Source organism: Streptomyces sp. NPDC002520, from assembly GCF_053595235.1.
Window position 1 is genome coordinate 72,111 of sequence record NZ_JBSFXG010000008.1, and the last position, 19,147, is coordinate 91,257.

General features: G+C 72.8%; 16 protein-coding genes and 1 pseudogene. 6 read left to right on the plus strand and 11 right to left on the minus strand.

What is annotated here, in order from left to right; translation table 11 throughout:
* Positions 1-336 precede the first annotated feature (336 nt).
* Together ACWD5D_RS14100 and ACWD5D_RS14105 are read left to right on the plus strand one after the other, a co-directional pair.
* The gene (locus tag ACWD5D_RS14100) at positions 337-2,793 is read left to right on the plus strand and encodes a SpoIIE family protein phosphatase (RefSeq protein ID WP_451372931.1); all 2,457 of its coding nucleotides are present in this window, start codon (positions 337-339) and stop codon (positions 2,791-2,793) included.
* A 116-nt stretch (positions 2,794-2,909) separates the two neighbouring features.
* Positions 2,910-3,191 carry a hypothetical protein gene (locus ACWD5D_RS14105; RefSeq protein WP_451372932.1) on the plus strand — a complete coding sequence of 94 codons (282 nt, stop codon included), beginning with the start codon at positions 2,910-2,912 and terminating at the stop codon, positions 3,189-3,191.
* A 12-nt stretch (positions 3,192-3,203) separates the two neighbouring features.
* Here the strand turns inward: ACWD5D_RS14105 and ACWD5D_RS14110 are convergent, their stop codons facing one another.
* Positions 3,204-3,788 (minus strand): hydrolase, encoded by a 585-nt coding sequence (locus tag ACWD5D_RS14110; protein ID WP_451372933.1) that lies wholly within the window; start codon positions 3,786-3,788, stop codon positions 3,204-3,206.
* Positions 3,789-3,960: 172 nt separating this feature from the next.
* On the minus strand, positions 3,961-4,398 hold the full coding sequence (locus ACWD5D_RS14115; protein WP_451372934.1) for a MarR family winged helix-turn-helix transcriptional regulator: 438 nt from the start codon (positions 4,396-4,398) through the stop codon (positions 3,961-3,963).
* 158 nt (positions 4,399-4,556) lie between these two features.
* On the opposite strand from ACWD5D_RS14115, the pseudogene ACWD5D_RS14120 reads away from it, so the two are divergent.
* Positions 4,557-4,646: pseudogene (locus tag ACWD5D_RS14120) on the plus strand (GNAT family N-acetyltransferase); the annotation flags it as partial.
* 54 nt (positions 4,647-4,700) lie between these two features.
* Here the strand turns inward: ACWD5D_RS14120 and ACWD5D_RS14125 are convergent.
* From ACWD5D_RS14125 to ACWD5D_RS14155, 7 genes are read right to left on the minus strand one after another with little or no spacing between them, the layout of a single operon-like run.
* Complete coding sequence (locus ACWD5D_RS14125; protein ID WP_451372935.1) at positions 4,701-5,387, minus strand: SRPBCC family protein; 687 nt, start codon at positions 5,385-5,387, stop codon at positions 4,701-4,703.
* A 16-nt stretch (positions 5,388-5,403) separates the two neighbouring features.
* A complete protein-coding gene (locus tag ACWD5D_RS14130) occupies positions 5,404-6,510 on the minus strand; it encodes an XdhC family protein (protein WP_451372936.1) in 1,107 nt (368 codons plus the stop codon).
* Positions 6,503-7,723: a vWA domain-containing protein gene (locus tag ACWD5D_RS14135; RefSeq protein WP_451372937.1), complete on the minus strand. Its 1,221-nt coding sequence runs from the start codon at positions 7,721-7,723 to the stop codon at positions 6,503-6,505. The genes ACWD5D_RS14130 and ACWD5D_RS14135 overlap by 8 nt, the downstream gene beginning before the upstream one ends.
* A gap of 5 nt (positions 7,724-7,728) precedes the next feature.
* Entirely contained in the window at positions 7,729-8,604 is an 876-nt protein-coding gene (locus ACWD5D_RS14140) for an AAA family ATPase (protein ID WP_451373095.1), read from the minus strand.
* Between the two features lie 15 nt (positions 8,605-8,619).
* The gene (locus tag ACWD5D_RS14145; RefSeq protein WP_451372938.1) at positions 8,620-9,474 is read right to left on the minus strand and encodes an FAD binding domain-containing protein; all 855 of its coding nucleotides are present in this window, start codon (positions 9,472-9,474) and stop codon (positions 8,620-8,622) included.
* Positions 9,471-11,897, minus strand: a complete 2,427-nt coding sequence (locus ACWD5D_RS14150) for a xanthine dehydrogenase family protein molybdopterin-binding subunit (protein WP_451372939.1) — start codon at positions 11,895-11,897, stop codon at positions 9,471-9,473. The genes ACWD5D_RS14145 and ACWD5D_RS14150 overlap by 4 nt, the downstream gene beginning before the upstream one ends.
* A complete protein-coding gene (locus tag ACWD5D_RS14155; RefSeq protein WP_451372940.1) occupies positions 11,894-12,376 on the minus strand; it encodes a (2Fe-2S)-binding protein in 483 nt (160 codons plus the stop codon). The genes ACWD5D_RS14150 and ACWD5D_RS14155 overlap by 4 nt, the downstream gene beginning before the upstream one ends.
* Before the next feature lie 254 nt (positions 12,377-12,630).
* Between ACWD5D_RS14155 and ACWD5D_RS14160 the strand changes: the two genes are divergently transcribed.
* Positions 12,631-14,748, plus strand: a complete 2,118-nt coding sequence (locus ACWD5D_RS14160; protein ID WP_451372941.1) for a GTP-binding protein — start codon at positions 12,631-12,633, stop codon at positions 14,746-14,748.
* Positions 14,749-14,830: 82 nt separating this feature from the next.
* Here ACWD5D_RS14160 and ACWD5D_RS14165 read toward each other — a convergent pair whose 3' ends face one another.
* On the minus strand, positions 14,831-15,670 hold the full coding sequence (locus ACWD5D_RS14165; RefSeq protein WP_451372942.1) for a collagen-like triple helix repeat-containing protein: 840 nt from the start codon (positions 15,668-15,670) through the stop codon (positions 14,831-14,833).
* A gap of 142 nt (positions 15,671-15,812) precedes the next feature.
* Positions 15,813-17,075 carry a YncE family protein gene (locus tag ACWD5D_RS14170; protein ID WP_451372943.1) on the minus strand — a complete coding sequence of 421 codons (1,263 nt, stop codon included), beginning with the start codon at positions 17,073-17,075 and terminating at the stop codon, positions 15,813-15,815.
* A gap of 179 nt (positions 17,076-17,254) precedes the next feature.
* Here ACWD5D_RS14170 and ACWD5D_RS14175 point away from each other — a divergent pair, with 179 nt between their 5' ends.
* On the plus strand, positions 17,255-17,917 hold the full coding sequence (locus ACWD5D_RS14175; RefSeq protein WP_451372944.1) for a TetR/AcrR family transcriptional regulator: 663 nt from the start codon (positions 17,255-17,257) through the stop codon (positions 17,915-17,917).
* 157 nt (positions 17,918-18,074) lie between these two features.
* Complete coding sequence (locus ACWD5D_RS14180) at positions 18,075-19,100, plus strand: alcohol dehydrogenase (protein WP_451372945.1); 1,026 nt, start codon at positions 18,075-18,077, stop codon at positions 19,098-19,100.
* Positions 19,101-19,147: the final 47 nt, after the last annotated feature.

Sequence of the window (19,147 nt, forward strand, 5' to 3'; positions counted from 1 at the left end):
CACCAGTGCGTACATGTGTTCGATCGAAGGGGAGTGGGATCGGCGTCGGCCGGGTCCCCCGCGGCGCCCACGGACGGCTGCGTGCTCGGCGGGAATCGGCGCGTGTGCGGCGGGAGACGGGCGGCCGGCCTCGGCGAGCACCGTCGTGGCGCCTTCCCGAGCGCGAAGAAGTCCTCCGCCGGACGCCGGGCGGCACCGCCGTCGACGCGGCCGAGGCGGGCCCGGTCCGGAGCGACACGCGGGGAGGGGGATGTGTTCGGCGGAAGTCGGGCGGATCGGCGCCCGCCGTACCCGGTCCGTTCACAGGGGCTGCGCAGGCGGCTCATAAGCGCTGTAATGGCGGACGTGGTGACTGAGGGTGCTGCGGTACGCAGAACGAGGGCCGAGCGTGCCGAACTTGCCCTCGACGCGCTCACCGCCGTGCCACCGTCGCCCGACCGGCTGCGCCGGATCCTCGAACAGGGGCTCGTGCTGGGCGGGGCGGCCTTCGTCGGGGTGTACGTGCCCGGCCGCGATTCGGCGGGGCTGTACCTGGCCGAGTCGGCTGGTTTGCCGCGCACGCTGTTCGGCCTGCGGGACGGCTATCCGGCGACGGGCGGCTCACCGGTCCTCACGGCTCACCGCACCGGGCGGCCCACGTGGCTCGGCCCGCAGGAGCTGGCCCACTGTCCCGAGGCACGCCGCACGCCGTCACCGGACTTCTCCCTCGCCGTCCTGCCGCTCGGGCCGGCCGGTGGCTGTCTGGTCGCCGTCAGCGAGCAGCCCGGAGGCTTCGGCACCGACGACCGGGCCTGTCTGGAGCTGATCGCCGGGGCGGTCGTCTTACCCGCACGGGACGCCGACCCGGCGCCCGACGGCGGCGAACTGTCCGACGACGCGTTCGCCCTGGCCATGGACACCGGCCGGGTCGAGGTCGGCGACGACATCCTGCGGCTGTTCCGGATCGGGCGGGAGGCCTTCGACGGCAAGGTGGAGACGCTGCTCGGGCTCACCGTGCCCGAGGACCTGCCCGCGCTGATGTCGGTCGTCGAGGCCGACCACATGTCCCTCGGCGAGCGTGAGCTGGAGTTCCGCATCCTGCAGCCGTCCGGCCCGCCCAAGTGGCTCCGGCTGCGCGGCCGGATGCTGTCCGGCGGGGAGGGCCGCCCGGCGCGCCTGGTCGGCACCGTCGCCGACGCCTCCACCCTGCGCTCCGAGGTGACCGACGTCGCCCGTGTGCAGCGGCTGGCCGCCGCGCTCGCCACCGCCGGCACCGTCAAGGACGTGTGCAAGGCCGTCGTCGCCGCCCTGCGCAAGCCCCTCCAGGCCGACCGCATCGCCCTCGCGGAACTGGAGAACGACCGCCTCGTCGTCACCGTCCTCGACCCGCCGGAACCCGAGGCCTGGCCCGAGCTGTGGCGCACCGAGTGGCGCACCGAGTGGCCCGACGCGCCGGTGCGCGCCATGCCGACCCTCGCCGCCGCCCTGAGCGAGGGCCGCGCCCGGATCTGGCCGGCCGGCTCCCCGCTGGAGCCCGCCCTCGCCGATGTCGGCCCCGGCGGCCTCGCGGTGCTGCCGCTGCCCGCCGGCGGCCGCATGGCCGGGGCCTGCCTGATCGGCTGGGACCGGCCGCACACGTTCGGCCCCGACGAACGCGCCCTGCTCACCGCCTGCGCCGGTCTGACGGGCCAGGCCCTCGTGCGCGCGCACGCCTTCGACGCCGAACACGAACTCGTCGGCATGCTCCAGCGGACCCTGCTGCCGCGCCGCCTGCCCCAGCTGCCCGGCGCGGTCGCCGTCGCCCGCTACCTGCCCACCACCGCGGGACTCGAGGTCGGCGGCGACTGGTACGACGTGATCCCGCTGACCGACAACCACGTGGCCTTCGTCATCGGCGACGTACAGGGCCACAACGCGGGCGCCGCCACCCTGATGGGCCAGATGCGCACCGCCCTGCGCGCCTACGCCACCGAGGGCCACCCGCCGGACGTCGTCGTCTCGCACGCCAACCGGCTGCTGCTGGAGATGGAGACCGACCTCTTCGCCACCTGCGCGTACGTCGACGTCGACATGGAGCAGGGCACCGCCCTGTGCGTGCGCGCCGGCCATCTCCAGCCCGTGCTGCGGCACCCGGACGGCTCCGCCGAGATCGTCCAGGCCGAGGGCGGCCCACCGCTCGGCGTTCTCTCCCGGGCCGAGTTCCCGATGACCCCGCTGCGGCTCCGGCCCGGCACGGTCCTCGCCCTCACCACGGACGGACTGGTGGAGTCCGCCGACGCCGACATCGACGACGGCATGGACCGGCTCGCCCGCGAACTCGCCGCCGCGGACCCCGGCCATCTCGGCCTGGTCGCCGACGCCCTGCTCACCGGCGCGCACCGCGCCGACGACGTCGCCCTGCTCCTGATGCGCTACGACGGCATGGCCGTGCGCGCGCTGCGCGAGAGCTGGACCGTGTGGCGGGTGCCGGAGGCCGCGCGGCACGCCCGCCGTTTCGTCCGACGCACCCTGCGCTCCTGGGGCGTGTCCCCGGACACCGAGGACGCGGCCCTCCTGATCGTCTCCGAACTGGTCACGAACGCCCTCGTGCACACCGACGGCCAGGTCCGCCTCGACCTCAGCCTGGTCAACCACCGGCTGCGGCTCGCCGTCGCCGACGCCTCACCCCGCAGCCCCGTCAAACCCACCAGCATCGGCTGGGAGGCCACCGGCGGGCGCGGCATCCTGCTCGTGGAGGCGGTGTCGGCGGCCTGGGGGACGGTCCCGGTCAGCGGCGGCAAGCAGGTGTGGGCCGATCTGGCGCCGGACACCTGACCGATCCCCCTCCCGCGGTCACCGCGCCCCTGCGACCCGCCACTCGGGTACCGGTCGATCCCCGTCCCGGCAGGTCGGAGCGGTCGGATCGCGGCGCGTGCCTAGGGTCGGGCGCTGTGGCACACACCTTCGAAGAACTGGTGCAGAAGCAGCGTGCGGCCGACGCGGCGCACGCCACGGTCGAGGAACTGCGGGAGGCGTACGGGCCGCCGGCCGAGCGGGGCATGACGGGCGCTCAGTCGGGCACCTACGAGACGGCCCTGCGCGCCTGGCGGGACCTGGCCCGGGACGTGCAGACCGCATTGACCGAGTACGCCCGGGAGACCGGCCGGACACGCGCCGAGGTGGAGGCGGAGGTGGAGCGGGAGGCGGAGTCCCCCGCGGGGGAGGACACCTGAGCGGTCCGCCCGTCAAGCGTGGGTCTTGGCCAGCAGCTCCAGGACCTCCGCCGTCGTGCCGCTCTCGCCGAGCCTCGGGAAGATCCGCTCGACGCTGCCCCGGTGCGCCTCCACATCGCTGTCGGACATGGCGTCCGTGGCGAGGGTGACGTGGTAGCCGTGGGCGTAGGCGTCCCGCGCGGTGGACTCCACACCGATGCTGGTGGCGACGCCGGTCAGCACGATCTGGGTGATGCCGCGGCGGCGCAGCTGGACCTCCAGGTCGGTGCCGTGGAAGGCGCTCCAGTTGTGCTTGGTGACGACGATGTCGCCGGGGTGGCCGGACAGCTCGTCGACGATGACGTCCCAGCCCTCCGGGAAGGCCAGACCGCGCGGCTGGCGCTCGGTGCGGCCCGGGACGGCGTCCGCCCAGTCGGCCGCGAAGGAGACCCGCACCAGGACCACGGGAAGGCCGTGGGCCCGGAAGGCGTCGGCGAGTCCGACGGTGCGGGCCACCACGTCCGAGGCGGGGTACGGCTGGGTGGGCATGCCCACGATGCCGCGCTGCAGGTCGATCACGACGAGGGCGGTCCGAGGGTCGAGCGTGGTGAGGGACATGCGTGGATCAGGCCTTTCGGGGGAGTGGGGGAGAACCGGCCGGGGGACGGCCGGGGGGATCACCGCCGGCAGCGGTACGGCGCCGGCGCGCATGGGCAGAACCGGGCCGCCGTGGCGCGGGGCGGGCCGGACGGCCCGCCCCGGTGCGCGCGACGGCGAACCGGCCTCGGTGTCACGGCTGCGAGAGGCGTTCCATCAGTTCCATTGCCTTGAGGACGGTCTGCCGTTCCTCCTCGGTGTACCGGTCCTGGAAGGCGCGGGCCAGCCACTCCTCGCGCAGCTGCTTGTTGCCCTCGACGCGGGCCCGGCCCGCGTCGGTGAGGGTGACCAGCTGGCGGCGGCCGTCCTCGGGGTCCGGGGACCGGCGGATGAGCCCGTGCTGGTCGAGTCCGGCCAGCGTGGTCGCCATCGACTGCGGACGCACCCCTTCCGCGGCGGCCAGCGCGCTGGCCGTGGCCGCCCCGTGCTTGCCGACCAGTGAGAGCGCCGACTCCTGCGAGGGGGTCAGATCGGCGTCCTGCGCGACCTCGCGGATACGACGCCGCAGCCGGCTGAACACCACGCGCAGCTCGCGGGCGGCGCGATCGGCGGAATCCGAGATGCGTGCCATGCCGGTCACCCTAGGTCGGTCAGATGGGACTGTCCAGCTGAGGCTGTTCAGTTTTACCTGAAGATTATTCCGGGGTTCCGCGCCACCCCGGACGGGCGGCACTGATTCGCTGGGAGCGTGCGCCTGCTCCTGATGTCCGACACCCACCTGCCCAAGCGCGCCAAGAGGGCACCCAGCGCAGTGCCTTGCTCCACGCGGACGGCTGGCACGACCAGCATCTGCACGCGCGGGTGGCGGGGGACGCCTGAGAGCACGCGGCCGGGGGACGGTTCCAGGGGCGCGGTTCGCGTGGTGCGGGTCCTCTACCGGCGCGAGCGGCCGGCTCGGTGTGCGCGCCTCCGGCGGCGCAGGCGCGCCACCACCACGGCCAGTACGGCGACCACCGCCGCGGCGCCCGCCGCCCGCTTGGCCACCGGCAACCCGGCCGTCCGCAGGAGGTCGAGCGGTTCCGGCTCCTCTGGTTCTTCCGTTCGGGGGGGTGTCGGCTGCGCCCGGTCGGCGTGCTCCCGCGCCTCTCCCCGCTCCATCTCCGGTGCCTGCGCAGGTTGCTCGGCCAGTCGCTGTTCGAGGCATGCCGCGAACTGGCCCACCAGCCGGTCACCGACCTCCGCCAGTACCCCGCGCCCGAACTGCGCCGGACGACCGGTCACCGTCAGGTCGGTGCGTACCGACACGGCCGTACCGCCGTCGCGCTCGCTCAGCGTGCCGGTGACCGTCGCGCGGGCCGTGCCCTGGCCCCGGGCCTCCCGGCCGTTCGCCTGGAGGACCAGCCGGTGGGCCGTCTCGTCCTGTTCCTCGAAGACCGCGGTGCCCCGGTAGGTGAGGGTGACCGGGCCGAGCTTCACCTTGACCGAGCCGGTCACGGTCTTGCCGTCGTACTCCTCCACCGTCGCGCCCGGCAGACACGGTGCGACGCGTTCGATGTCGAGGAGGGCGTGCCAGGCGTCGTCGACCTGGACGGGGACGGTGAACTCGTGGTGCAGTTCCATGACTTCCTCCTCGTGCTCAGGCGGTGGCGGGTGGATGGATGGCTCCGCTGGTGGCGGTCAGCGGCGTTCCGCTGCCGCCCCAGCGCAGGGCGACGATCTCGGCGGCCACGGACACCGCGACCTCCTCCGGCGTACGGGCCCCGAGGTCCAGCCCGAGCGGGGAGCGCAGCCGGGACAGCTCGGCCTCGGTCAGGCCGGCCTCGGCCAGCCGTTCGCGCCGTTCGTCGTGCGTGCGGCGGCTGCCCATCGCCCCGATGTACGCGGCCGGCCGGCGCAGCGCCTCCTCCAGGAGCGGGGCGTCGAACTTCGGGTCGTGGGTGAGGACACAGATGACCGTGCGCTCGTCGGTGTCCGTGCCGGCGAGGTAGCGGTGCGGCCAGTCGACGACGACCTCCACGCCCTCCGGGAACCGCTTGGGTGTGGCGAAGACGGGGCGGGCGTCGCACACGGTGACCCGGTAGCCGAGGAAGTCGCCGATGCGGGCCACCGCGGCCGCGTAGTCGATCGCACCGAAGACGAGCATGCGCGGGGGCGGCGCGAAGGACTGCAGGAACACCGTGACGGCGTCCTCGCGGCGCTCCCCGTGGGGTCCGTAGTGCCTCAGGACCGAGGCGCCGAGGGCGAGTTCGCCGCGTGCGTCCGCGCTGACGGCGACATCCAGGCCGGCCGTGCCGAGCGTGCCGGCCACACTGTCCGGCCAGACCGCGAGCATGGCCCCGCGCGGGGCGGGCCCGTCGACCACCGTGGCCATGGTCACCGGCTCGCCCGCGGCGACCGCCGTGGCGAGCGCGCCGAACGCCGGGTCCGACTCGGGCGTCACGGGCCGCACCAGCAGGGTCATCTCGCCGCCGCAGGTGAGCCCGACCGCGAACGCGTCCTCGTCGCTGTAACCGAAGGTCTCCAACCGTGCTTCGCCGCTCGCCACCACCTCCTGCGCCAGCTCGAACACCGCACCCTCGACACAGCCCCCGGACACGCTCCCCACGACTTCGTCGTCCGGCCCCACGGCCATGGCGGCGCCGGGCCCGCGCGGCGCGCTGCGGCTGACCGCGACGACCATGGCCAGCCCGAACGGGACCGAGGCCCCGTACCACCGTTCCAACGCCGGCAGAATCTCACGCACGGTCCGCTCCTTCCACGCCGTCCGTACCGACCCGATCGACACCCACCGTTTCGGCCTCCGCCCCGCGCACCACCGCCGCCAGTCGTTCCAGTGCCGCCAGGCTGTGGCCCTCCACGAAGCTGTCCACGCTCGGCAGGGCGGCGGCCATTCCCGCGGCGAGGGGTGCGTAACCAGGGCGGGCCTTGCGGGGGTTCGCCCAGACGACCTGGTGGGCCAGGGCGTGCAGGCGGCGCATCTGGGCGGCGAGCAGTTCCGGGTCGCCGCGTTCCCAGCCGTCCGAGAGGATCACGACGATCGCGCCGCGCGCCATGCCGCGTTGACCCCAGCGGCCGAGGAACTCCCGCAGGAGTTCGCCCAGTCGGGTGCCGCCGCGCCAGTCCGGCACGGTCGCCGCAAGTGCCGTCATCGCCAGGTCCGGGTCGCGGTGCGTGAGTTCGCGGGTCACCCGGGTCAGCCGGGTGCCGATGGTGAACACCTCCGTTCGGCCCCCGCGCACCGCCGCGTGCGCGAACCGCAGCAGCGCGTCGGCGTACGGCGCCATCGAACCGCTCACGTCGACGAGCAGTACGACCCGGCGAGGCCGCTCCACGCGCGTGTGCCGAAGGAGCAGGGCCGGTTCGCCGCCGCGCCGCAGCAACTCCCGTACCGTGCGGCGCGGATCGACCCGCCCGCGCCGGGCGGGCCCGCGCCGCGCCGAGCGGCGGGTCTGTCCGTGCAGTCCGAACGCGGCCAGCAGACGGCGCAGTTGGGCCCGTTCGGCGGGGTCCAGTTCGGCGACGTCCCGGTGCCGCAGCACCTCGGCCCGGCTGGCCAGCGTGGCGGTGGGCGGGCCCGGGGGCTCGTTCTCTCCGGGCGCCCGTGGTCCGGACGACGCCTCCCGTACGACCATCGGACGGCGCCGGGGCGGAGGAGCCGTACGCACCACGCGCGGGGCGCGGTCGCCGCTCGGTCCGAAGTAGGCGGCGAACACGCGCTCGTACCGCTCCAGGTCGTCGTGCCCTGCGCACAGCGTCGCACGCCCCGCCCAGTACACGTCGGCCCGCATCCCGGGCCGCAGCACATCGACGGCGCGCAGAAAGGCGTGCACCCGTTCGGCACCGGCGTCCAGCCCGGCCGCCCGCAACGCCCGTACGAATCCGAGCAGTACGGCATCCGCGCCGAGGGAGGCCGCCGCCGCGTCGGGAGGCAGCGCCCCGTTTCCCGTCGTACGCATCCCTCTCACGTCCCTCGGGCCGCCAGGACCGCCGTGAGGTCGAGTCCCCGCGCCCGGTCCGTGTCCTCCCGGTACTTCAGGACCGAACCGAGTGTCGCCACGGCCAGTTCCGCGTCGACCTCGTTCGCGCCCAGGGCGTCCAGGGCCTGCGCCCAGTCGATCGTCTCGGCGACACCGGGCGGCTTGACCAGGTCCGCGCCCCGCAGGGCCTGCACGAGCGCCGTGACCTGTTCGGCCAGCCGCGCGGACACCTGCGGCAACCGGCTGCGCACGATGGCCAGTTCGCGGGCGAAGGAGGGGTGGTCGAACCAGTGGTACAGGCACCGCCGCTTCAGCGCGTCGTGCACCTCGCGGGTCCGGTTCGAGGTCAGCACGACCACCGGCGGCTCCTCGGCACGCAGCGTGCCCAGTTCCGGGATCGTGACCGAGTACTCGGACAGCAGCTCCAGCAGGAACGCCTCGAACTCGTCGTCGGCGCGGTCGATCTCGTCGACCAGCAGCACCGACGGCTGCGTCTGAAGGGCGCGCAGCAGCGGCCGGGCGATGAGGAAACGCCGGTCGTACAGTTCGCTCTCCAGCCGGTCGGCGTCCTGCACGCCGGCCGCCTCCGCGGCCCTGAGGTGCAGCAGCTGGCGCGGGAAGTCCCAGTCGTACAGGGCCTGGGAGGCGTCGATGCCCTCGTGGCACTGGAGCCGGATCAACGGGGCGCCGAGCACCTCGGCGAGGGCCGTCGCGAGCGCGGTCTTGCCCACGCCCGCGTCGCCCTCGCAGAAGAGCGGCCGGTGCAGCCGCAGGGCCAGGAAGCAGGTGACGGCCAGCCCTTCGTCGACGAGATACCCCGTCTTCTCCAGGCGGGCCCGCACCTGTTCCGGGCCGTCCATCGCGGTGATCGGCACTCACCCCATTCCTGCGGCGGTCAGCACCGCGCGCTCGGTCAGCACACGCGCGAGGTGTTCCCGGTACTCGGGCGAGGCGGACAGGTCCTGCGACGGCTGGGTGCCCTCGGCCGCGGCCTCGGCGGCCCGCGCGACGGCTCCCGGACCGTCGGCGCCGACGAGCGCCTCCTCCGTGAGGGTGGCCCGCAGCGGGATCGAGCCCATGTTGGTCAGTGCGATGCGCGCCTCCGCGATGCCCCCGTCGTCCCGCCGCACCAGGGCGGCCACGCCGACGATCGCCCAGGCCTGGGCGACCCGGTGGAACTTCTCGTAGTGGAAGCTCCAGGCGTCCGACTTGGGGATGCGCACCTCCACCAGCAGTTCGTAGGGCGCCAGCACCGACTGGAGGTAGTCGACGAAGAACTCCCGGGCCGGGATCCTGCGCCGGCCCTCCGGCCCGGCGGCGACCAGTTCGGCGTCCAGGGCCAGCATCACGGCAGGCAGGTCCCCGGCCGGGTCGGCGTGCGCGAGGGAGCCGCCGAGGGTGCCCCGGTGCCGTACGGCGGGGTCGGCGACCGTGGCCGTCGCCTGTGCCAGCAGACCGGCGTGCCGGCGCACCAGCGGGGCGCGGAGCACGGCGTGGTGGGTGGTCATCGCGCCGATGACGAGCGTGTCGCCGTCCTCGCGGACCCCGCGCAGCTCCTGGATCCGGCCCACGTCCACGACGAGTTCCGGGAAGGCCAGCCGCAGTCGCAGCAGCGGCAGCAGGCTCTGCCCGCCGGCCAGCACCTTCGCGTCCTCGCCGGCGTCCGAGAGGATCCGTACCGCCTCGTCCACGCTCGCCGGGCGCGCGTACTCGAATGCGGGAGGAATCATGCCGAGGCCTCCTTCCCGGCCCGACCGGACCCACCGGTCCCGCCACTGCCCCCGGTCCCGCCCGACCGCGCCGACCGGATCGTCTCCCACACCCGCTGCGGCGAGCACGGCATCCGCACGTCCCGCACCCCGAGCGGTCTGAGCGCGTCCACGACGGCGTTCACGACGGCCGGCGTCGACGCGATCGCCCCGGCCTCCCCGACCCCCTTGACCCCCAGGGAGTTGGACACTGCGGGCGTCTCGGTCCGGTCGGTCACGAAGTCCGGCAGGTCCGCCGCGGACGGCACGAGATAGTCGGCCATGGTGCCGGAGACGAGGTTGCCCTCGTCGTCGTACACGGCCTCCTCGTACAGCGCCTGCGCGATGCCCTGGGCGAGCCCGCCGTGCACCTGGCCCTCGACGATCATCGGGTTGACGACCCGGCCGACGTCGTCGACGCAGACGTACGACCGGATCCGCGTCCGCCCGGTCTCCGTGTCGACCTCGACCGCGCACAGGTGGGTGCCGTGCGGGAACGAGAAGTTCTCCGGGTCCACGAGGTGACCGGCGTTGATGGTGGGCTCCATGCCGTCGGGCAGGTCGTGCGAGGTGAACGCCTCGAAGGCGATCTCCTGGATGGTCCTGCGCGCCTCCGGGGAGCCCTTCACGGAGAACACGCCCTGCGTGAACTCCAGGTCCTGCTCGCTCGCCTCCAGCAGGTGGGCCGCGACCCTGCGGGCCCTGTCGACCACCTTCGTCGCCGCCCGGAACACGGCCTCGCCGCCCACGACCAGCGACCGCGAGCCGTAGGTGTCCATGCCCTGCGGAGCCGCCAGGGTGTCGCCGTGCACCACCTCGACGTCCTCGAACGGCACGCCCAGCACGTCGGCCGCGATCTGGCTCCAGCAGGTCACATGGCCCTGCCCGTGCGGGCTGGTGCCGGTGACGACCTCGACCTTGCCGGTGGGCAGCATCCGGATGCTCGCCGCCTCCCAGCCGCCGGCCGTGTACCCGAGGTCGCGCAGCACCCGGCTCGGCGCCAGACCGCACATCTCGGTGAACGTCGACACCCCGATGCCGAGGCGGACCGGGTCGCCGCGCTCGTTGCGCTTCTGCTGCTCCGCGCGCAGGTCGTCGTACCCGAACAGGGCCAGGGCCTTGTCCGTCGCCGCCTCGTAGTTGCCGGTGTCGTAGGTCAGTCCGGCGACCGTGGTGTACGGGAACTCCTCGTGCCGGATCCAGTTCCGGCGCCGCACCTCGAACGGGTCCAGGCCGAGTTCGGCGGCCAGATCGTCCATGATCCGCTCGATGGCGAAGGTGGCCTCCGGGCGTCCGGCGCCGCGGTAGGCGTCGGTGGGGGTACGGGTGGTGAACACGCCCGTGCAGGTGAAGTCGTAGGCGTCCATCTTGTAGATCCCCGGGTACATGAAGGCACCGAGGAGCGGGACACCCGGGGTGACCAGCATCAGGTACGCGCCCATGTCGGCGAGCAGGTCCACCTTCAGACCGAGCAGCCGGCCCTCCCGGGTGGCGGCCACCTCGACGTCCTGGATCATGCCGCGGCCGTGGTGGGTCGCGAGGTAGCCCTCGGAGCGGGACTCGGTCCACTTCACCGGCCGGCCCAGCCGGCGGGCCACCGCGACGGCCAGCGCCTCCTCGCCGTAGACCTGGAGCTTCGAGCCGAAGCCGCCGCCCACGTCCGGGGCGATCACCCGGAGCTTCTGCTCGGGGACCCCGGTGACCATCGCGAGCATGATCCGCAGGATGTGCGGGATCTGCGTCGCCGAGTAGACGGTGTACTCGCCGGAGGCGGGGAGCGGGGTGACGACGACCGCGCGCGGCTCCATGGCGTTGGGGATCAGCCGCTGCTGGTGATAGCGCCGCCTGATCGTGACGTCGGCGCGCTCACGGACGGAGTCGAAGCTCTCGCCGGTCGCCAGCGGCCACACGTAGCAGCGGTTGGTGCCCTTGTCGGCGTGGACCAGCGGGGAGTCCTCGGCCAGGGCGGCCTCCAGGTCGAGCACCGGGGGCAGCGGCTCGTAGTCGACCTCGATCGCCTCCAGCGCGTCCGCCGCCGCGTACCGGTCGCGGGCCACGACGACCGCCACCGGGTCACCCGCGTAGCGGACCTCGTCGACGGCGACCGGCGGATGGTCGGGCAGCACCATGTCCTCGGTCACCGGCCAGCCGCAGGGCAGCGAGCCGAGCCCCTCGGCGAGGTCGGCGCCGCTGAACGCCGCGACGACACCGGGGCGTTCCAGAGCCGGGGAGACGTCGACGCGGACGATGCGGGCGTGGGCCATCGGACTGCGCAGGATGGCCAGGTGCAGCAGACCGGCGACCTGGATGTTGTCCGTCCAGTTGGTCTGGCCCGTGACCAGCCGGGCGTCCTCCTTGCGCAGCCGCGAGCGGCCGACCTCACGTTCCATGGCCTGATCGGTCATGAGGCGACCTCCTCGCCGACCTGCTGCCCGGAGGCGGCGAGCACCGCGCGGACGATGTTCTGGTAACCGGTGCACCGGCAGAGGTTTCCCTCCAGGGCCTCCCGGACCTCGTCGGCGGTGGGGAGGGGGTTCTCACGCAGCAGATCCCGTGCCGCCATGATCATCCCGGGGGTGCAGTAGCCGCACTGCAGACCGTGCCGCTCGTGGAAGGCCCGCTGGAGCGGCGACCACTCGCCGTTCTCGGCCAGCCCCTGGACGGTGGTCACCTCGCTCTCGTCCGCCTGCACCGCCAGGACCGAGCAGCTCTTGACGGTCGCCCCGTCGAGGTCGACCGTGCACGCTCCGCAGTTGGAGGTGTCGCAGCCGATCGGGGTGCCGGTGAGGCCGAGGCGGTCGCGCAGGTAGTGGACCAGAAGGAGCCGGGGCTCCACGTCGTCCTCGTACGTCGTGCCGTCCACGAGCACCTTGATATGGGTCATGGGCCCTCCAGACCGTGCGGGCAGGAGCGGGTGAGGTCAGTCGTGCGGGCGTGACGTAGGTCACTCTAGGGCGGCGTCCCGGAGGGGGCGAGTGGTGCGGCGGGCATTTGCTGAGCATTAATCCGTTGCTGCCACGGGGGCGACCCTGCTGCACTGCACGGGTACCGACGTCACCCGGAGAGGACCTCAGATGCGCACTGCGTGCATGTCCACCCAGGAAGGAATCCCACCCATGCCGAAGGACATCACGCTCAGTGCACCTGCTCAACCTCGGAATCCTCGCCCACGTCGACGCCGGTAAGACCAGCCTGACCGAACGGCTGCTGCACTGCGCCGGGGTCACCGACGAGATCGGCAGCGTCGACGCCGGCAACACCCGCACGGACACCCTCGCGCTGGAGCGGCGGCGCGGCATCACCATCAAGTCGGCGGTCGTCTCCTTCCCGCTCGACTCGGTGACCGTCAACCTCATCGACACCCCCGGTCACCCCGACTTCATCGCCGAGGTGGAACGGGTGCTCGGCGTGCTCGACGGCGCCGTCCTGGTCGTCTCGGCCGTCGAGGGCGTCCAGGCACAGACCCGGATCCTCATGCGCACCCTGCGCCGGCTGCGCATCCCCACCCTCGTCCTCGTCAACAAGATCGACCGGCGCGGCGCCCGCGAGCAGGACCTGCTCCGCGAGATGGTCCGCAGGCTCGCGGTACCGCTCGTGCCGATGGGGACGACGGCCGGACTCGGATCACGTGCGGCCCGCTTCGTCCCCGGACTCGGCCCGTCCGCACTCGACGCGCTCGCCGACCACGACGACGCCCTGCTCACCGCCTACGTCAACGGCGGCGTGTCCGGCCGGCGCCTGCGCGCCGCCCTGGCACGGCAGACCCGCGCGGCACTGGTTCATCCGGTGTACTTCGGCTCGGCCGTCACCGGAGCCGGCGTCACCGAGCTGATCACCGGCATCGAGCGGCTCCTGCCCACCGCCGACGGCGACCCGGACGGCCCGCTGTCCGGCACGGTGTTCAAGGTCGAACGCGGCCCGGCCGGCGAGAAGGTCGCCTACGCCCGGATCTTCTCCGGCACCCTGCGCGTACGGGACCGGATCCCGTTCGGGGACGGCCGCGCGGCGGACGGGAACGGCACTTCGCCGTTCGGCAGCGGTCGCATGGCCTCCGGCGACGGCCGGATGGCGCCGGGGGACGGCCGCGTGGCCTCCGGCAGCGGTCGCACGGCGAGGGGGGATTGCCGCACAGCGTCGGAAGACGGCCGTGCCGAGGGCCGGGTCACGGCGCTCACCGTCTTCGACCAGGGCACGGACCCGCGCCGGGACAGCGTGGTCGCCGGCCGGATCGCCAAGGTGTGGGGGCTCGGCGGCGTCCGCGTCGGCGACCCGCTCGGCCTGCCTGGACGAGCGTACGAGCACCACTTCGCACCGCCCACCCTGGAGACCGTCGTCGTCCCCGGCCCCGGCACCGACCGGCGCTCCCTGCACCTCGCGCTCACTCAGCTGGCCGAACAGGACCCGCTCATCGGCGTCCGCCACGACGAGCTGCGCGGGGAGACCTCCGTGTCCCTGTACGGCGAGGTGCAGAAGGAGGTCGTCCAGGCCACCCTCGCCGACGAGTACGGCCTGGACGTCACCTTCCGGGAGACCACCACCCTGTGCATCGAACGGCCCGCCGGCAGCGGGCAGGCCGTGGAGTTCAACAAGAAGGACCCCAATCCCTTCCTCGCCACGGTCGGCCTGCGCGTCGACCCCGCTCCGGTCGGCGCAGGCGTGGACTTCCGACTGGAGGTGGAGCTGGGGTCGATGCCGTACGCCTTCTTCAAGGCGGTCGAGGACACGGTGCGCGAGACGCTCGGACAGGGGCCGCACGGCTGGCAGGTCACCGACTGCACGGTCACCATGACCCACTCCGGCTACTCGCCCCGGCAGAGCCACGCCCACCAGGGTTTCGACAAGAGCATGTCGAGCACCGGCTACGACTTCCGGGGCCTGACCCCACTCGTCCTGATCGAGGCGCTGCGGCGCGCGGGCACCCGGGTCCACGAGCCCATGCACCGCTTCCGTGTCGAGGCGCCGGCGGACACGCTGGGCGCGCTGCTGCCGGTGCTGGCCAAGCTGGGCGCCGTACCGCGTACGACCGTGGCGCGCGGCTCGCTCTGCGTCCTGGAGGGTGCGATGCCGGCCGCCCGGGTGCACGAACTGGAGGAGCGGCTGCCGGGGTTGACGCGGGGCGAGGGCGAGCTGGAGAGCGCCTTCGACGACTACGCGCCGGTCACCCGCACTCCGGTCCCCGAGCGGCCGCGCACCGACCACAACCCGCTCAACCGGAAGGAGTACCTGCTGAACGTGACGAGCAGGGTGGGTGGTTGAGGAAACAGCACCGAAGGCCGGACGGCCGGTGCCCGTTCCACGGGCCCCGGCCGTCCGGCCTTCGGCGATCCGAGACGCCGGCCTAGCTGTTGATCGCACCCGGAAGCGGTGTGTTCAACTGGTTCCAGGAGGCGGCACAGGTGAGTGATGCCGGTGTCGGGTCACCCAGGAGCTGGACCTGGGTGCAGTCGATTTCCCAGACCTGCCCCGTGGTGGTGACGACATCGATCGTGATGGGGTCGCTCTGGGCGTGCTGGTTGACGGACACGCCACAGGGGACACCGGCGGCGCCGCCCGAGGGGTAGAACAACCGGCCGCTGAGGTCGGTCCACCTCAACGTGTGGTCCACGTTGGTCCGGGTGTCACGGATTCCGGCGTACGTGATCCCGCCGGTCAACGCTCCTCGGAGCTCGAAGTTGGACGAGTCCTGTGTCGCGTCGATGTCGGAACACGGCCCGGTCGAGCCGGTCGCGCCGGTCGGGCCGGTGGGGCCGGTGGGGCCGGTCGCGCCGTTCTTTCCGTTCCCTCCGGTCGGGCCGGTGGGGCCGGTGGCTCCGGTCGCGCCGTTCTCTCCGTTTTCGCCGGTGGGGCCGGTGGGGCCGGTCGCGCCGGTCTCTCCGGCCGGGCCGGTCGGGCCGGTGGGGCCGGTCTTGCCTCTCGGGCCGGTCGGGCCGGTCGGCCCCGTGCAGCCGCGCTCGCCGCCGCCGCCACCGCCGAGCTCGGCCGAACGGTGACTCGACTTGCACTTGTCGCCGCCGCCCTGGACGGATCCGTGGCTCGACATGTTCTGTGCGGCCGCCGCGGCGGGGCCGACCAGGCCCACTGCCATGACCACCGTGAACGAGGCCAGCGTACCTGCCTTCTTGAAGCTGGTTCGCGCCAGCGGCCCCAGCAGCCGGGCCGTCCTGTTCTCAGGACTCATGCATGTGCTCCTTGCGCGTATCGGGTCGGGTGATGGCCGATGCCATGGAGCGAGATTGACTCAGTTGCACCGACCGAATCCATCCAACGCGCAAGAAAACGCCCAAATATCTACAAGGCGGACTATTAAGCACATTTCGATACTAACCAGCGGATGGGCCGCTCCAGTCGGCCGGTACGTGGCCCAGCCGTACACGTTGCGGGTGGTCTCCGACCGGCACGGACACCACCTTCTCGCCGGTCGCGAAGTCGATCGCCGTGACCTGGTCGGCGCCGCTCTCGGAGACGACGCAGTCCTTGCCGTCACCGCTGACCGTGGCCCAGTACGGCTTGGACGTGGTGATCAGCGGGCCCTCCTGGAGGGAGGCGCGGTCGACCACGGTGGCGTAGTCGTCCATGGTGCCCGCGACGCACAGCTTGGTGCCCGCGGGGTTCATCGACAGGCCGTGGTGGCGTGAGTCGTTGACCCAGGTGGTGCGGTCCTCGCTGGTGGCCGGGTTCTTCGGCAGCGTCTTCATCCTGGTGATCTTGTCGGCGGCGACGTCGTACTCCAGGAAGCCGTTGAAGAACGACACCTGGAAGTACAGCTTCGACTCGTCGGGGGAGAAGACGGCCGGGCGCACCGCGTCGGAGAAGTTCTTCAGCCCGAAGGCGTCCAGCCGCTGACGCATGTCGATGACCTTGACCTCCCTGTACGTCGTCGCGTCCACGACCGTGATGTGCCGGTCGCCCTTGGTCCAGTCCCAAACGGGGTCGTCGAGGGCGGTGTTGACGTCCCCGATGGACATGTTCCAGATGTACTTGCCGTCCTTGGTGAAGATGTTCTCGTGCGGCTTGTCGCCGGTCGCGAACGACCCCAGCTGCTTGCCGGTGTCGATGTCCAGCACGTGCACGGTGTTCGCCGTCGACGCGGAGACGGCGACGCGGGTGCCGTCGGGTGAGACCGCCATGTGGTCGGCGCGGTAACCGGCCACGGGGAAGCGCCAGTTGAGCTTTCCGGTGGCGAGGTCGATCGAGACGACGTCGGCGAAGCTCGGCCGGGAGACCACCACCGATCTGCCGTCCGGAGTGGAGTACATGTCGTCGGCGAACTGGTCGTGCCCCTCGCCGACGCTGTTGCGGATCGCCATGAAGTAGATCCACTTGACGGGATCCGCGTTGATCTCCGCCATCCGCCGGTCCTTGTCCGGGATGACGTCGACCCGGCCGACCTTCGCGAAGTCGCCGGAGGACTTGATGACATCGGCGGTGCCGTCCCAGTTGTTGCCGACGAACAGCACCTCGCGCAGGCCCGAGGCGTCGGACGCGGTGGGGGAGGCTGCGGAGGCGGCGGTCGCCGGGCCGACGACGGTCAGCAGGAGGGCGGCGGCCACGGAGCAGAGGTGCCTGGTTCTGGAGGCAGGCATGACTGCTCTCCTTCCTCGGGGGAATCTGAACACGGACGCTTTCACAGTGAACTTACTGAAAAGTAAGGAGGGGACGGCCTTCTCGACAAGACGTGTGCACGACAAGATTGGGGCGTTGGGGCGTTGGGGCGTTGGGGCGTTGGGGCATTGGGGCATCGGGGCGGGACGGAGGGGGATGCGTGACGGGCAGGCTCAGGGCGCCGACGGGCCGCTACGGCGGCAGGTCCGCCGAGGAGCGGCAGGCCGAGAGGCGCCGCCGCTTCCTGGCCGCGGCGCTCCGCCTGTTCGGCGACACCCCGGGCTTCCGCGCCACCACGGTCGCCGCGCTGAGCCAGGCCGCCGGCCTGTCCACCCGCCAGTTCTACGAGGAGTTCCGCACCCTGGAGGACGTCCTCGCCGCGCTGCACCTGGAGGTCAACGGCTGGGCGGAACAGGCCGTGCTGGACGCGCTCGCGGCGGCCGAGGGGCTGCCGCTGGCCGAACGCGTCGCCGCGCTGTTCCATGCCTACGCCCGGGACGTCACCTCCGACCCGCGCCGCATCCGCATCGCCTTCGTGGAGATCATCGGCGTCAGCCCCCGCCTGGAGGAGCAGCGGCTGGCCCGCCGGGCCCGCTGGGTCGACCTGATCCGCTCCGAGGCCGACGCGGCCGTGGCCCGCGGCGAGGCGGCCCCGCGCGACTACCGGCTCGCGGCCACGGCCTTTATCGGCAGCGTCAACGGCCTGCTGCACGACTGGAGCGCCGGCTGGGTGGACGCGAGCCTCGACGAGGTCGTCGACGAACTCGTGCGGCAGCTGCTCGGCACGCTCCGGCCCGAGGGGTGGCGTCCGGAGGCCGGCTGAGGATCCCGCCGCACCGGATCACCCCGGGCCTGCGACCGTACGACCGCCGATGGCGGGAAGCGCTCGGCGCGCGCGATCGGCCCAGAGCTGGTGTGCTGGACCGAGTGGCCTGTGAGGGGCCGCCGAAGGATCTTCGTACCGTTTCCCGGAGAGACGCATGCCTACCTATCGAGTCGCGCAGGTGACCGCCCCCGGCGGATCGTTCGAACTGGTCGAGCGAGAGGTGCCCCGGCCGGCACGCGGAGAGGTGAGGATCGCCGTGGAGGCCTGCGGGATCTGCCACAGCGACGCCATGTTCGTGAACGGGGCACTGCCGGGCGTGACGTTCCCGGACGTACCCGGGCACGAGGTCGCCGGACGCATCGAGGAACTGGGCGAAGGGGTGGCGGAGCGGGGCTGGCAGGCCGGTGACCGGGTGACGGTCGGCTGGTTCGGCGGCAGTTGCGGCTACTGCAGGCAGTGCCGCAAGGGCGACTTCATCGTGTGCGAACGCCTGAAGGTTCCCGGGTGGTCGTACGACGGCGGCTTCGCCGAGAAGATGATCGCGCCCTGCGACGCCCTGGCCCGCATCCCCGACGCGCTGTCCGCGGTCGACGCCGGGCCCATGGCCTGCGCGGGCGTCACCACGTTCAACGGGCTGCGGCGCAGCTCCGCCGAGCCGGGCGACCGGGTCGCCGTCCTCGGCCTCGGCGGCCTGGGGCACCTCGGCGTGCAGTACGCGGTCGCGATGGGCTTCGAGACCGTGGCGATCGCCCGCGGCCCCGAGAAGGCCGACTTCGCGAAGCAGCTCGGCGCCCACCACTACGTCGACAGCACCTCCGGCACCCCCGTCGCCGAGTCACTGCAGGCGCTCGGCGGCGTCGATGTCGTCCTGGCCACCGCGGGCAACGCCCAGGCCATCAGCGCCACCGTGGACGGCCTGGCGCCCCGCGGAGAACTGGTCGCCATCGGGGCCGACGTCGAACCGATGGCCATCTCCCCGGTTCAACTGCTCCTGACGGGCCGCAAGGTCGTCGGTCACCCGTCCGGTACCGCCCAGGACGTGCAGGACACCCTGGAGTTCAGCGCCCTGCACAACATCCGCCCGATCACCGAGACCGTGCCGCTGGAGCGCGCGGGGGAGGCCTACGACAAGATGATGGCCGGCAAGGCCCGCTTCCGGATGGTCATCACCAACGGCTGAGCCTCAGCCGCCCGGCGCGTCCAGCGCTGTGCGCCGTACGACGGCCG

Coding starts and splice junctions, on each gene's coding strand:
- ACWD5D_RS14100 (WP_451372931.1), top strand. CDS start 337: ATGGCGGACGTGGTGACTGAGGGTGCTGCGGTACGCAGAACGAGGGCC.
- ACWD5D_RS14110 (WP_451372933.1), bottom strand. CDS start 3,788: ATGTCCCTCACCACGCTCGACCCTCGGACCGCCCTCGTCGTGATCGAC.
- ACWD5D_RS14115 (WP_451372934.1), bottom strand. CDS start 4,398: ATGGCACGCATCTCGGATTCCGCCGATCGCGCCGCCCGCGAGCTGCGC.
- ACWD5D_RS14125 (WP_451372935.1), bottom strand. CDS start 5,387: ATGGAACTGCACCACGAGTTCACCGTCCCCGTCCAGGTCGACGACGCC.
- ACWD5D_RS14135 (WP_451372937.1), bottom strand. CDS start 7,723: ATGCGTACGACGGGAAACGGGGCGCTGCCTCCCGACGCGGCGGCGGCC.
- ACWD5D_RS14140 (WP_451373095.1), bottom strand. CDS start 8,604: ATGGACGGCCCGGAACAGGTGCGGGCCCGCCTGGAGAAGACGGGGTAT.
- ACWD5D_RS14145 (WP_451372938.1), bottom strand. CDS start 9,474: ATGATTCCTCCCGCATTCGAGTACGCGCGCCCGGCGAGCGTGGACGAG.
- ACWD5D_RS14150 (WP_451372939.1), bottom strand. CDS start 11,897: ATGACCGATCAGGCCATGGAACGTGAGGTCGGCCGCTCGCGGCTGCGC.
- ACWD5D_RS14155 (WP_451372940.1), bottom strand. CDS start 12,376: ATGACCCATATCAAGGTGCTCGTGGACGGCACGACGTACGAGGACGAC.
- ACWD5D_RS14165 (WP_451372942.1), bottom strand. CDS start 15,670: ATGAGTCCTGAGAACAGGACGGCCCGGCTGCTGGGGCCGCTGGCGCGA.
- ACWD5D_RS14170 (WP_451372943.1), bottom strand. CDS start 17,075: ATGCCTGCCTCCAGAACCAGGCACCTCTGCTCCGTGGCCGCCGCCCTC.
- ACWD5D_RS14180 (WP_451372945.1), top strand. CDS start 18,075: ATGCCTACCTATCGAGTCGCGCAGGTGACCGCCCCCGGCGGATCGTTC.